General features: G+C 59.9%; 19 protein-coding genes. 15 read left to right on the forward strand and 4 right to left on the reverse strand.

Annotation, left to right across the window (positions count from 1 at the left end; genetic code table 11):
* Positions 1–17: 17 nt before the first annotated feature.
* A complete protein-coding gene (locus RHM60_RS17910; protein ID WP_322212377.1) occupies positions 18–218 on the reverse strand; it encodes a DNA-binding protein in 201 nt (66 codons plus the stop codon).
* A gap of 138 nt (positions 219–356) precedes the next feature.
* Between RHM60_RS17910 and RHM60_RS17915 the strand changes: the two genes are divergently transcribed.
* A complete protein-coding gene (locus tag RHM60_RS17915; RefSeq protein ID WP_322212378.1) occupies positions 357–665 on the forward strand; it encodes a helix-turn-helix transcriptional regulator in 309 nt (102 codons plus the stop codon).
* Between the two features lie 353 nt (positions 666–1,018).
* On the opposite strand, the gene RHM60_RS17920 is transcribed toward RHM60_RS17915, so the two are convergent.
* From RHM60_RS17920 to RHM60_RS17930, 3 genes are all read right to left on the reverse strand, one after another.
* Positions 1,019–1,267, reverse strand: a complete 249-nt coding sequence (locus tag RHM60_RS17920; RefSeq protein ID WP_071483122.1) for an ogr/Delta-like zinc finger family protein — start codon at positions 1,265–1,267, stop codon at positions 1,019–1,021.
* Between the two features lie 65 nt (positions 1,268–1,332).
* Positions 1,333–2,211: a phage portal protein gene (locus RHM60_RS17925; RefSeq protein WP_322214639.1), complete on the reverse strand. Its 879-nt coding sequence runs from the start codon at positions 2,209–2,211 to the stop codon at positions 1,333–1,335.
* The gene (locus RHM60_RS17930) at positions 2,123–4,180 is read right to left on the reverse strand and encodes a terminase large subunit domain-containing protein (protein WP_322212379.1); all 2,058 of its coding nucleotides are present in this window, start codon (positions 4,178–4,180) and stop codon (positions 2,123–2,125) included. The genes RHM60_RS17925 and RHM60_RS17930 overlap by 89 nt, the downstream gene beginning before the upstream one ends.
* Before the next feature lie 161 nt (positions 4,181–4,341).
* Between RHM60_RS17930 and RHM60_RS17935 the strand changes: the two genes are divergently transcribed.
* From RHM60_RS17935 to RHM60_RS18000, 14 genes are all read left to right on the forward strand, one after another.
* Complete coding sequence (locus RHM60_RS17935; RefSeq protein WP_322212381.1) at positions 4,342–5,256, forward strand: GPO family capsid scaffolding protein; 915 nt, start codon at positions 4,342–4,344, stop codon at positions 5,254–5,256.
* A 1-nt stretch (position 5,257) separates the two neighbouring features.
* Positions 5,258–6,277: a phage major capsid protein, P2 family gene (locus RHM60_RS17940; protein WP_322212383.1), complete on the forward strand. Its 1,020-nt coding sequence runs from the start codon at positions 5,258–5,260 to the stop codon at positions 6,275–6,277.
* The gene (gpM, locus tag RHM60_RS17945) at positions 6,274–7,002 is read left to right on the forward strand and encodes a phage terminase small subunit (RefSeq protein ID WP_322212385.1); all 729 of its coding nucleotides are present in this window, start codon (positions 6,274–6,276) and stop codon (positions 7,000–7,002) included. The genes RHM60_RS17940 and gpM overlap by 4 nt, the downstream gene beginning before the upstream one ends.
* Before the next feature lie 97 nt (positions 7,003–7,099).
* Positions 7,100–7,570, forward strand: coding sequence for a head completion/stabilization protein (locus RHM60_RS17950; RefSeq protein WP_231421631.1), 471 nt, complete (start codon positions 7,100–7,102; stop codon positions 7,568–7,570).
* Positions 7,567–8,016, forward strand: a complete 450-nt coding sequence (locus RHM60_RS17955; protein WP_209983838.1) for a phage tail protein — start codon at positions 7,567–7,569, stop codon at positions 8,014–8,016. Before RHM60_RS17950 ends, RHM60_RS17955 begins: the two co-directional genes overlap by 4 nt.
* Positions 8,006–8,686, forward strand: coding sequence for a virion morphogenesis protein (locus RHM60_RS17960; protein WP_322212386.1), 681 nt, complete (start codon positions 8,006–8,008; stop codon positions 8,684–8,686). Before RHM60_RS17955 ends, RHM60_RS17960 begins: the two co-directional genes overlap by 11 nt.
* Before the next feature lie 11 nt (positions 8,687–8,697).
* Complete coding sequence (locus tag RHM60_RS17965; RefSeq protein WP_322212387.1) at positions 8,698–9,813, forward strand: DUF2586 domain-containing protein; 1,116 nt, start codon at positions 8,698–8,700, stop codon at positions 9,811–9,813.
* A 5-nt stretch (positions 9,814–9,818) separates the two neighbouring features.
* Positions 9,819–10,268, forward strand: a complete 450-nt coding sequence (locus RHM60_RS17970; protein WP_003235237.1) for a phage protein — start codon at positions 9,819–9,821, stop codon at positions 10,266–10,268.
* A complete protein-coding gene (locus RHM60_RS17975; RefSeq protein ID WP_186751385.1) occupies positions 10,268–10,486 on the forward strand; it encodes a TraR/DksA C4-type zinc finger protein in 219 nt (72 codons plus the stop codon). The genes RHM60_RS17970 and RHM60_RS17975 overlap by 1 nt, the downstream gene beginning before the upstream one ends.
* Complete coding sequence (locus tag RHM60_RS17980) at positions 10,483–10,773, forward strand: hypothetical protein (protein ID WP_186751384.1); 291 nt, start codon at positions 10,483–10,485, stop codon at positions 10,771–10,773. The genes RHM60_RS17975 and RHM60_RS17980 overlap by 4 nt, the downstream gene beginning before the upstream one ends.
* Positions 10,770–11,303 carry a lysozyme gene (locus RHM60_RS17985; RefSeq protein ID WP_322212389.1) on the forward strand — a complete coding sequence of 178 codons (534 nt, stop codon included), beginning with the start codon at positions 10,770–10,772 and terminating at the stop codon, positions 11,301–11,303. Before RHM60_RS17980 ends, RHM60_RS17985 begins: the two co-directional genes overlap by 4 nt.
* Positions 11,303–11,755: a lysis system i-spanin subunit Rz gene (locus RHM60_RS17990; protein ID WP_322212390.1), complete on the forward strand. Its 453-nt coding sequence runs from the start codon at positions 11,303–11,305 to the stop codon at positions 11,753–11,755. Before RHM60_RS17985 ends, RHM60_RS17990 begins: the two co-directional genes overlap by 1 nt.
* Positions 11,756–11,788: 33 nt before the next feature.
* Complete coding sequence (locus RHM60_RS17995) at positions 11,789–12,076, forward strand: putative phage tail assembly chaperone (RefSeq protein ID WP_186751381.1); 288 nt, start codon at positions 11,789–11,791, stop codon at positions 12,074–12,076.
* A 20-nt stretch (positions 12,077–12,096) separates the two neighbouring features.
* On the forward strand, positions 12,097–12,240 hold the full coding sequence (locus RHM60_RS18000; protein ID WP_032872601.1) for a DUF6890 family protein: 144 nt from the start codon (positions 12,097–12,099) through the stop codon (positions 12,238–12,240).
* The last annotated feature ends 3 nt before the right edge of the window (positions 12,241–12,243 follow it).

Below are 12,243 nucleotides of genomic sequence, written 5' to 3' on the forward strand. Positions count from 1 at the left end.
CCTCAGTACGCTGGCCATTACTGTGCAATCACGCCGTCTTTGATGCCCAGCAACACGGCGGCGCGATGTGCCTCCCCACGGCGACCTTTTCGACGCCCGTTTAAAAGGTCGCTAACCAAATTTTTGTTCAGGCTATGGATACGGCTGAATTCCGCAATGCTCATCCCCTTTCGATCAAGCGCCGCGCGGGCTTGCTCCGGTGTAACTGGCGCGTGCATAGTGCGTTCACTCCTGTTGATATGAGTTGTTTCGTGTTCATAGGTGGTGATTATGCACGCTAATTTGATCTTGTACAGAGGGATAGCTTGAAAAATTGTTCAGTCAGTCCTGAGAGCGATCGCTCCCCAGGGGACCGCTTGCGCGATGAGCGGGTTAGGTTAGGTCTAAGTCAGGAAGATTTAGCACTGGCCGGCGGCGTAAATCGAAACACCCAGGGCAGCTATGAACGCGGGGCTCGGAACCCTGATACGGCTTACCTCATGGCGGTTGCAGGCCTTGGTATAGACATTAGTTTTGTACTTACCGGCCAAAAACAGATATCGGATTTGAGTGGAGTAGAAGCTCAAATAATCGATCAGTACCGAAACATTCCTGAAGACGACCAAAAAATGATTCGTCGGATGCTGGAAGCGATGGCTGTCATGGAGTCTCGCAGCCACGATTGAGCTGTAACGAATTGTTAACATTGGTTGCATTCACCTCTGTGTCTCGGCGGAGGTCCGCCCGATAACGTCGACTCATTCATGCACCAATGGAGTCGTACGCATGTTGGATCGAGCAAAATTTGAAGGCAATTACACAAAATCTGATGCACTTGATTGGCACGCGCTTACTTCGACGGAGCTACGGTTGATCAAGCTTTACCGACGTATGCCTGTAGAAGACCAGAATCATGTGAGGCGTATGTCAGAACTACTTTTGGAAATTCCCAACGCTTCTCACCTCGACAAACCAACCACCTAACCAGATCGCTTCTATCCCTAGGCGCTGGCCCCTAGGGCTGGCGCTTCCGCCCCGATCATGCCGCGCCCAACTGATCGAATAACTCCCGTTGTTTCGCTCTGGGCATATCCCTCAAACGATCAAACAGCATTCTTTCGTAGGATTGAGCGGAAGGGCTGAGCGTGTGTGAAAACGTCAGATTCGCTACCCATGTGTGCCCGCACGTTGCGTCGAGGCACTGGCAATAGAGTTTGGCAAAATCCCGCGATAGTTCTTCGCGTGAAGCAATCCGGCCCTTGTTCCCGCATTTGCATACAACTCTCATTGTGTCCCTCCCCAGGGCAGCCAATAGCCACTATTTTGCCATAATTTGTAGTGGCAATAGCTGCTTTAAGACGTTTGCCTAGTGTTATCAACTGGTGTTTTGGTTTCTTGCCACGATATTTTCCTGTCGCGTCGCAGCGTGTCGTTCAACTGGTTGAACAGCTGGCAAATCGGCCTGATCTCGTTGCTGGTGTACACGCGATCGATCTTCTCGATATCCCCGAAACCCCCGCTGTTTTCCGGGATGATCCCGGCCAGGGCAGGGTTCATTCGCCAGGCAGCGATCACGTCGTTACGAGTGATGTTCTTCACCTTCTCCAGTTCGTCCTTGGCCTGGAAGTCCCCCACAGGGATGATCTGGATCGCGTTTTCTTTGCCGTTGGGGATGTTCACGAACATCGAGCGGAAGTTGCCCACGCCCTTGCTCGCGCTGATCTGCGCGCGCAGGTTCTCTTCGTCTTCCTCGGTCAAGTCCGGGTCGTTGGTGTAGAAGATGTATCCCGCGTGCGCGCCGTTGCTGTAGTAGCGCCGGCGGAACAGTGTTGCGGCCTCGTTGAGCAACAGCGCCTGCAGGCCGCCCAAGTAGTCGGGCACGCCGTAAATGTTCTGTTCCACGTCATAGTCCAGAACGTGTTCAATTTCTTCCTGTTCGAAGTCCATGAATTTGCTATCGGGCAGCAGCATCCTGAACCCGCCGTCGACCTTCACCCGCATGTTGATGGCCGGCAGGTGCTGCATCTCCAGCACCTCACCGAAGGCGTTGGTATCGCGGTAGAAATACGCCTCCCCGAACACCATGTAGTCCAGGCTGGCCCGCCCCATGGTCTGCGTGCTGCAGCCTTCGGACGGGATGAATTCACGCAGCAGCAGGTTGCGCTTGAACTTGGGGATGGCACCGTGGTGCGCGTTGGCGCGAAGCAGCTTGGCCAGGCCCGCCCGCGACACTGGCGGTTTGTAGATCTCGCCGTCGTCGCTGAGAAACACCCCCAGGTACTCGCCGATGTTGCCGGACAGCACCTGTTCGGGTTCCCCGAAGGTGAACGCCCGCATGGGCTGCGGCTGTCGCGCCTGTTGGCTGGTTTGGGGCTTTTTGTGTCGTGGCTTGGGCATTGGTTCCGCTCGTGACGTAGCGGCTACGGCGCCGCTTGTTGGTGTTGAGGGGTTCATTGAACAGGGCGTGCATGATCGACCAGGCGATATCGGCATGGCCGGTGGCGTCGGTACGCGAAGCGCTGTAGGTCACTTGGCCGCTGGTAGTGGTGCCGCGCTTGATGGTCAGGAACGCCTGGGCGATGTCGGTCCAGCCGGCGTCCCATTCGATGCGGCTGCCCTGGATCGTGTCCTGCGCCTTGATTACCAACAGGTTCTTGGTCTCAAGGCTGTAATGGATCGGCGTTGCTTTCGGGTAGAAGTCGCGCACCAGGTCGAACACGCCATAACCCACGCCGGTGATGTCGATACCGATGTGTTGGACGTTGAAACGCTCGGTCAGCTTTTTGACCTGGGTGGCCTGGTAGTTGAACGAATGTCCCCGCCAGCTGTGCTTTTCCAGGATGCGGAATTTCGCCCCGGGTTCCAGCGGCGGGGCAACCACCACGCATGTGGCGTCGTCGCGGGTGCGGCTCGGATCGTAGCCAAGCCACACCGGACTGTTGCCGAAAGGTCGATCCAGCTCCGGGTCGTAGTCCTCCCACAACGACAGGTCGGAATAGCACCGCTCCAGATCCTTGAGACCGAACGCGCTTTGGCTGCTGTCGATGAACTTGCAGTAAAACAGCTGCTGGAATTTGTCTTCGTCGTACTCCAGCTGCAGCTGCTCCAGGTCGAACAGATCGCACCCGCCATCGATCGCGTCCTGAATGGTGATGGTCTTGCGCCATTGACCATCTGGGCACAGCGCGCCCTGCGTGTAGGACGCCTCGGTGGGCCAGGTGCCGCCGGCTTTCTTGCCGCGCTTGCTGTTGCGGAATTCCTCCCCCGACCAGAACGGATATGCCTGGTGCGACACTGCGCTGGGCGTCGAGAAGTATGTTTTGCGCCACTTCTTGTGGGTACCCATGGCGCTGGCCACGGTGCTGAGCTTTTCGAAGTCGCGGATCCAGAAGTACTCGTCCACGTACACATGGCCGTGGTAGCCCTGGGCGGTGCTGCTGTTGGTCGACAGGAAGCGCAGCTCGGCGCCGTTGCTGAGCGTGATCGGGTTGCCGGTCAGCTCGATATCGAACCACTGTTTGGCAAACTGGATGATGTAGCTGCGGAAAATCTCTGACTGCGAGCGGCTGGCCGAAAGGAATACCTGGTTGTCACCAGTCAACACCGCGTCCATGAATGCTTCGCCGGCGAAGTAGTAGGTCAGGCCTACCTGGCGGCTTTTGAGAATGTTGCGGATCCGGCTCGTCAGCGGGTTTTGCTTGGCTGCGAACAGCTCCTGCTGATAGCGGTACATCTTGCTGATGAACTTATCTAGGAAGTCGACTTCGGTCAGACCGCTGATGTCGTTCTTGGCCTTCTTTTCCTTTTTCCTGTCGCCACCCTCGCCACGGCTGGAGCGTTCGCCGCGCGGCCGCCTGCGCGGTTCCTGGGGCTCGCCCATGTCGTCGCCGTTCGATGCCGCCACCGGTGCGGGCTTGGCCGCTTGTTTCAGCAGGCGTTCGCGAACGATGGTCAGTCGGTCCAGTTCGTTGAGGTCGTCTTTGGACAGGCTGCCAACCTTGTCCAGGAGGAGGGTGATCCGCCGGCCGACGGCAGTCAGCGGCTCTTCGTCCGACAGCATGTCTTCCCACCCGCCCTGGCGGATCCAGTAGTAGACGATCCGGATGTTGGGCAGGTTGAGCTGCACCTGAATTTCCTTGGCCTTACAGCGGCGCAGAAACAGACGTTTGGCGGCTTCTTTAACTTCGGTCGAGTAGTACATGGGCCGCAGTCTATGCGGCGAAAACGCTGGAAACGCGGGGTTAAATTCCGTGATCCGCCTATATCGCGAATATAGGAGAAACGCGCATTTGAACCGTTTGTTTGAGGCTCCGCGGCTCCCTATCTTGGCGGCTCATTCAGTGATTGAGCGCAGTCAAATCCATGCCCCGTTCCCTTGTTTCGTTCTGGAAACGTGTCGCCACCAGCGGAGCCACCGTTGATGGGCGCGTAATCCTTCCCCAGGAACTGCGCGATATCGCTGAAACCTACAAACCGTCCTTCTACACGGCTGTGATCTGGTGCGACCACGAACGTTGGCCAGGCTCCCACGGCACCGTCTACGCGGTGCGTCTTGTGGAAGAAGCTGAAGACCTGGAACCCGGCGAAGTGGCGTTGGAAGCGCAATTGAAGCCCAACGACCGCCTGCTGTATCTGAATGACCAAGGCCAGAAGCTGTTCAGCAGCATCGAAATCACCCCGGACTTCCGTGGCAAGGGCAAAGCGTACCTGACCGGTTTAGGCGTTACCGACCAGCCGGCCAGCGTGGGCACCCAGGAACTCTACTTCTCCCACAAGAACAACCGCGCCTCCTACTACGCCGCGTCGGTCGAGCTCGGCCGCCTGCAGGACGACAGCCCAAACACCGCCGAAACCGGACTGATCGAGGCCCTGACCGGCTTCTTCAAGCGTTTCGCCACCGGTGTGCTGCCCGCCGAAACCACTCCACCCCAAACAGAGAGCAAACCCCCAATGGATGAAGCTACAGCAACGGCTTTGACAGCCCTGGTTGCGCAGCTGCTGGTTGTCGCTGCCGGCCTTCAAGCCGTCATTGAGCCTGCAGCCGCCGATGCGCCTGAGCCCGATCAAGACCTGATCGATGACGTCAGCACGGCCGTGGACGACATCGTTGCCACCGCCGAGGAAGAGCGGGAATTTCGCCGCAAGGGCAATCAGTCCGTACTTGCCAAGCTGGATGCGCTGCAGAAGCAGTTCAGCGCGCTGCAGAACAACTCAACCGGTCGCCAGTTGCCGCGCAATCCCGGTCCGGTAACCACCGTCAAAAAGCGGGTGCTCTAACATGGCCTACTCCCTGAGCGCCTTTGGCGCCCAAATGTTCGCAGAACTGCAGGTCGCCATCGCGGAAAGCTATGGCGTCGACCTGGCTACCAAGATGTTCAGCGTCGATCCGACCATTGCCCAGGAGCTGAACGACGCCATCACGGCCAAGTCCGACTTCTTGGGCCGTATCAACGTCATTCCGGTGACCGAGATCAAGGGTCAGAAGGTGTTCATCGGCGTTTCCGGTCCGGTCACTGGCCGCACCAACACCAAGACCACCGATCGCGAAGCCAAGGACGCGTCGTCGCTGGATCAGTCCACCTACGAGTTGTCTTCCACTGAATCCGATGTGGGCTTGCCGTACGCCAAGATCGACGCCTGGGCCAAGTTCCCGGACTTCCATCAGCGCTATTCAGCTGCTGTGCAAAAGCAGATCGCGCTGGACCGCATTATGGTTGGCTTCCACGGCACCCACGCTGCAGTGCAAACCGATATTGCCCAGTATCCGATGCTGCAAGACGTCAACAAAGGTTGGCTGCAACAGGCTCGCGAGCAGATCCCGGCCCAGGTCCTCAAGGAAGGCAAAGCTGCTGGTAAGGTCACCCTCGGCGTCGGTGGCGACTATGCCAACCTTGATGCCCTGGTGCACGACACCAAACAACTGGTGGACGAGCGTCTGCGCGATGCAGGCGACCTGATCGCGATCATCGGCACCGACCTGCTGGCTGCTGACAAGGCCAAGCTGTATTCGAAGCAGGGTGACACCCCGACCGAAAAAGAGCGCATCGAAGAAGCCCAAGTGATCGCCACCTATGGCGGTTTGCCGAGCTTCAGCGTGCCGTTCTTCCCGGTCAACGGTGTGGTCGTTACCAGCTGGGACAACCTTTCGATCTACTTCCAGGACTCCAGCTGGCGTAAGCAGACCATCGACAATCCGAAGCGCTCCCGCGTCGAGGACTTCAACAGCCGCAATGAAGGTTATGTGATCGAGCAGCTGGAAAAGTTCGCCATGACCGAAAACGTGGAGCTGGTCGCGTGAGTCTGGCCCTAGCGCATAAGCGCCGCACCATCGCGCTGGGGGGCGCCGCCGTTGTGGCGGCTGCCGTCTCCGCAGCTCTGCCTTACTCGCCGGCGGAAGCCCTGAGTAGCCCCGCCAATGCGCGCAAACACTTGCTACTGCAGGAAGCCGCGTTGGATCAGGATCTGGAGCGCCTGAGCGCGATGAAAGGAGCTTTGGCAGGACGCCAGTTGCTCAAGCGCGACGAGCTGCTGCCCAAGTACCAGGAATACGTCCAGCGCTACTGCGAGTCGGGTCTGAACTTCCCCAATCGCGTTGCGGTGCAGGTGATGGTGTGGCTGTTCGACACGACCCAGTTCGAAGACGCACTGGAGCTGGCCGACTTCCTGATGGAGCAGGGCCAGAAGATGCCGGAGCGGTTCAAGCGCCGTGACATCCAGACCTTTGTTGCTGATGCGATCGCCGACTGGGCCTATGACGAATACAACGCGGGCCGCAGCCCTGAGCCCTACCTATCCGACCTGTTGCCCCGCGTTGACGGCGAATGGGACCTGCCTGAGCAGATCCCGAGCAACTACCACAAGTTGATCGGCATGCGCGCTATGGAGGCTGAGCAGTGGGAGACCGCGCTCAAGCATTTGGAGCGTTCCACCGAGCTGTACCCGAAAGCCGGCAACGACACCCGCATCAAAAAGGTCCGCAGGGCCTTGGAAAAACAAGCGGCCGCTAACCCGGCTACCGAATAACCGACTACCCCCCCAGCGGGGACCTGTGGAAGTGAGCCGCCCATTTATGGACCGTCCCACTGAAAACAGGCTCCCCGCCCTATTTGAGCGGCCAGCAATGAGCTTTTCCGGGAAAACCACCACCTTTGTGGAACAGACGATCGAGAACGACGGCTTTTGGCCAGACCTCTCTGTGTCCGAATTCCAGAAGGAACAACGCCTGCCGGCGGAGTACCTGGTAGAGCTGCTGGTCGACACACTGAAAAGCGCCATGGTTGAGGTGAACACCGACCTGGCCCGCGTGAAAGCTACCCTGCAGGGCGCTGGCGTATCGAGCCTGACGGCAGCGGCGGGTGCGGGCACCCCTGCGGCATGGGCCTACGCTCATAAAATCACGCTCTACAAGCGTGCGGTTTACTGCCGCGCCAAAGCCCACTCACTGCCGCAGTTCGCCACCGTCAATCGTCGCGAGAGCGCGGAGAACACCGGCAAGGAAGCCCCTGAGCGTGTCGAAACGTTCCTGGCATTCAGCCAACAGGCCGTGCGCGTACTGCAGGGCCGTGGCCGCATCACGGCGGCGCTGCAGTGATCCAGTTGAAGGCGCTGACCGCCTACCTGATGGCCCGCAACCTGGTGGAGCCGGAGCAGTTCGACAGCTGGACCGAACAGGTCAGCCTGGAGCTGATCTGGAAGCCCGACCTTGATGGCCTTCACATGGCTGACATGCGCTATCGCGCTGCTTTCTCCCTGGAGCGATTCACCGGTAACCCGGGCAGGCTGATGGCCTTGGTCGGCAGTTGGCTTGAAACCCACGACCCCGATCGGGACCGCCACGAACTGCCGGCGCCGCTGTTTGCGATTGAGCCGCTGGACGCTGACAGCTTCGACGTCGACCTGTCCCTGGAGTTCGTTGAGCCCCAATACCTGGCCGAAGATCCAGGCGGCGAGATCGAGGCGTTCGGCAAGACCTGGGCGTTCGTCCCATTTGATCTGTGGACAGCCGAGCAGGGCGAGGTGGGCAGCGATGGCCGCTAGTGCACTCGATCTGGATATTCGCGGCTTGCTCAACGTTGACGCGCAGCTGGCGTTGCTCGAACTGCCTCCTCAGTTGCGCCGGCGACTGCTGAACAACGTGACCAAGCGTGTACGGACGATGAGCCGTAAGCGCGTACGGGAGCAGAAGAACCTGGACGGCAGCCCGTTTGAGCAACGCAAGGGCAGTGCCAAGGGAAAAAAGAAGATGGAAGCCGGCCTGGCCAAGCTGCTGCAGGTCACGCGTGTCAGTTCCGATGAGGCCGAATTGGGCTGGAAAAACGCACTCACCCGATGGGTCGCCTCCCAGCAGCACAACGGCGTCAGCGAGCGGCGCACCGCCGCGCAGATGCGCCGCTGGAACAAAGTCCCCCCAGGAATTGCATGCACCGAAAAACAGGCAAAACGCCTGCGACGGCTGGGCTTTCGCGTGCGGCAGAAGGGCAAAAAAGCGCTGGCCAGGCCGTCAGTGGCTTGGATTCAAGAACACGTCAACTACGCCAAGGCCGGCTTGCTGATCCGCATTTTGAACGATGAAAGAACCGAGACCACCGGCGCGCAAAGCTGGGATATCACCCTGCCCAAACGCCAGTTCCTCGGCGTGGAGACCGGGACCGAAACGCGCGAGCTGGTTAACCAGGTCTTCCAACAAATCCTTAATTCACCCCGCTAACGAGGCACAGAATGGCAATTGGCAAAGTCAGCGTTAACAATCTCAATCTGGGCCAAGGCGCCGTGACTGAGATCGAGCGCTATTTTCTCTTCATCGGTCCCGGCCCGAAGAATGTCGGCAAATTGATGCCCCTCAACACCGACAGCGACCTGGACGCCTCTCTGGGGCTGCCAGCCAGTGACCTGAAAACCCAGATCACTGCTGCACGCCTGAACGGCGGCGATCGCTGGGCGTGCCTGGCGGCGCCGATTGGGGCCGAAGGGGACTGGAAGACCGCCCTGGAGCAGTCACAGCAGCAGGGTTTCTCTGTTGAGGCGGTTGTCATCACGCAACCGGTGGTCAAGGCCGCTGAATTGTCAGCGATGCACGACGCCGCTGTCGCGCTTGGCAATGTCTACGGGCGCCGCGTCTTCGTTATGGCCTCCACGTCCAGCCCTACGCCACTGCAGGCCTGGTCCGAATACCTGGTTGACCAGAAAGCGATCGTGGACGGCTTGGCCGCGCCCAGGGTGCTGGTCGTCCCTCAATTGCATGGCAATGACCTGGGCGTGCTGGCCGGACGCCTGGCCAATGCTGCGGTGAGCATCGCCGATAGCCCTATGCGTGTGGCCACCGGTGCGGTGCTGGGCCTTGGTGCCGTGCCTATCGACAAAGACGGTATCCCGTTGCCGTCCTCGATCCGCGCTGAACTGGACAAAGCACGCTTCTCCGTCTCCCAGACCTATCCCGATTACCCCGGCGTGTATTGGGGCGACGGCAACATGCTGGATACCCCGGCCAGCGACTACCAAGTCATTGAATATCTGCGACTGGCGGACAAGGCCGCGCGCCTGGTGCGTCCACTTCTAATCCGCCGCGTTGCTGATCGCCGGTTGAACAGTACACCCAACAGCATGGCGGTAAACGTCACCGCGTTGATGGCTCCGCTGCGCCGCATGGCCAAGTCGGTGAAGTTCGCCGGCGAGGTATTCCCGGGCGAGATCGAATCGCCAAAAGACGGGGACATCGTGCTGGTCTGGAAGAGCAAAACCTCCGTCGAGGCGTTCATCAAGATCAAGCCCCACAACTGCCCGAAAGACCTCACGGCGAACATCGCCCTGGACCTTTCCAACGACGATTCGGAGTAACCCCCATGTCACGTATTGGCGGCAAAAACTTTGACGTGAACCTGGGCGATCTGCAGGTTCATGTCGAAAGCTGCACCCTGGATATCACCGACAACAGCAAGACTGCGCAAACCCGGGGCGTGCCTGACGGCTACGTCGACGGCGATGTGGCGGCAGCCGGTGAACTGGAGCTGGACTCCACCAACTTCAATCTGCTGATCGAGGCGGCGCGCAACGCCGGCAGCTTCCGCAAGCTCGATGCCTTCGACGCGGTGTTTTTCGCCAAGGCCGGCGACGACGAGCTGCGCATTGAGGCCTTCGGCTGCAAGTTGAAGGTATCCAGCCTGCTGAGCATCGATCCCAAGGGCGGCGAGAAGACCAAGCACAAGGTGCCATTCGAGGTCACCAGCCCGGACTTCATCCGTATCAACGGCGTGCCGTACCTGGATGCCACTGAGATCGAGGGCATTAGCTGATGGTCTGCCCGTTCGATCGCGCCCAAGCCCTGGAACAACGTCAGCGGGACCAGGCTATCAATGCCCAGTTGGCCCAGGCCCGGCGTGAGTCAGCGGGCCCAAGCCTTACCCACTGCGTGGATTGTGATAGCGAGATCCCCGAAGCGCGCCGCGCTCTGGGAGGGAAAAAACGTTGCACCCCATGCCAAGCCGGTTTCGAGAAAGGAGGGCGGTCATGAGCAACGTCCGCTTAAGCCATCTGGAGCGAAGCTTTGCCGTATTGGATCACCGCATGCTGGACCTGGAGCGACGTAACGAATCCGTGCCCACCCGGCTGACCACGCTGGAGCAGCGCTTTGAGCATATGTCTGGCCAGTTGGAGGAGTTGAACGAGGGCCAGCAGAAGCTGACAAGTGTGGTTTCCGGCCTCGGCACCAAAATCACCTGGGCGTTGGCGGTGGCCAGCACCTTGTGGGCCATCCTGCAGATGCTGGGCCCAGCCTTGCTGCGCGTGGTTTTTCCATGAGCCTGCGCGGCAAGATCGCCGCCGGCGCCATCGCGCTTTGCAGCTCCACGTTGGTGCTGTTCCTAGGCACCTGGGAAGGCAACGGCCAGAACACCGTGTATGCGGACAAGCTGGCCGGTGGCCTGCCGACTGTGTGCAAGGGCATCACCCATCACACCAGCCCTTACCCGGTGGTTGTGGGGGATTACTGGTCGGACGCTCGCTGCAACGAGGTGGAGCAGCTGGTGATCAGCAAAGGCCAACTGCAGTTGGTCGACTGCATCACCAATCAGGATGTGGGCCAGAACACTTTTGACGCCCTGAGCAGCCATGGCCACAACTTTGGCACGGCCAGCACCTGCGCCAGTCGCGCCGTGGGCCTGATCAACGCCGGCAGAATAAAAGACGGCTGCCAGGCGCTGGCCTGGGCGCCAGACGGCAAAACGCCGGTGTGGGCCTTTGTCACCAGCGGCCAGGGCAAAAAGGTGTTTATCCCTGGCCTGCACGCGCGTCGGTTGGCCGAAGCGGCGCTGTGCGAGGCGGGGCTGTGATGCGCGACGGCATTTTCATTCTGGTGCTGTGTTTGGTGGGCTGGTTCGGTTTCGACCTGCTGGAAGGCCAACGCAACACCGCCCGCAGCGAGCGAGACGCCGCGCTGCTTGAAGTCAGCGGCCTGCGAGAGGCGGCGCGTATCAGCGGCGAAATGCTGGCCGCGCGTGACGCCATTGACCTCCAACGTACCCAGGAACTTAACGATGAACGCATCGAAAACGACGGCTTGCGCCGCGCTGTTGACGCTGGCCTTAACCGGTTGCGCCTCAACGCCACCTGCAGCGCCCCAGCCACCCCAGCGGCCGGCGCCGGCCGCGTGGTTGATGCAGCCACCGCCGAACTCACAGCAGACGCTCGACAGGATTATTTCACCCTCAGAGATCAACTCGCCCTCAGCCGGCAAATGATCCTGGGCCTGCAGGACCACGTGCGCAGGGTATGCCTGCGCTGATTCAGCACTTTCCAACCTCAACGGAGCAACACCATGACCGATACACGCGATATCACCTTGGAAGTCGGCGACAAGGAATTCACCTTCGCACTGACCCCGCAGGACGTGACCAAGTACTTCAATGCCGTGACGCAGACCAACAAGGTTTCGCCGGCCAACAACCTGCTGGTGACCACCGTTAAGCAGGAAGATCGCGCCACGCTCAAGGCCTTGCTGGGCAACCCGGTATTGGTCATGCAACTGGCCGGCGCGCTCCTCGAGGAGTACGGCCCGGACGTTGAAATCACCGTAAAAAAGCCCTCGACCACGCCGAACGACTGACCGAAAACGGCCTTGGCCAACTGGTGGCCCTGGCCAGCCGCTGGCTACCTGGTGCCGAGCCCACCGCCGAGGTGATGGGCACGGCCAAGTGGCTGGAGGACGAGCATTGGCGCCGGATGGAAATCGCCATTGCCAACGGCATCGCCCACGCACTCAACGGATAAACA

Source organism: Pseudomonas sp. MH9.3, assembly GCF_034354675.1.
Lineage (GTDB): Bacteria > Pseudomonadota > Gammaproteobacteria > Pseudomonadales > Pseudomonadaceae > Aquipseudomonas.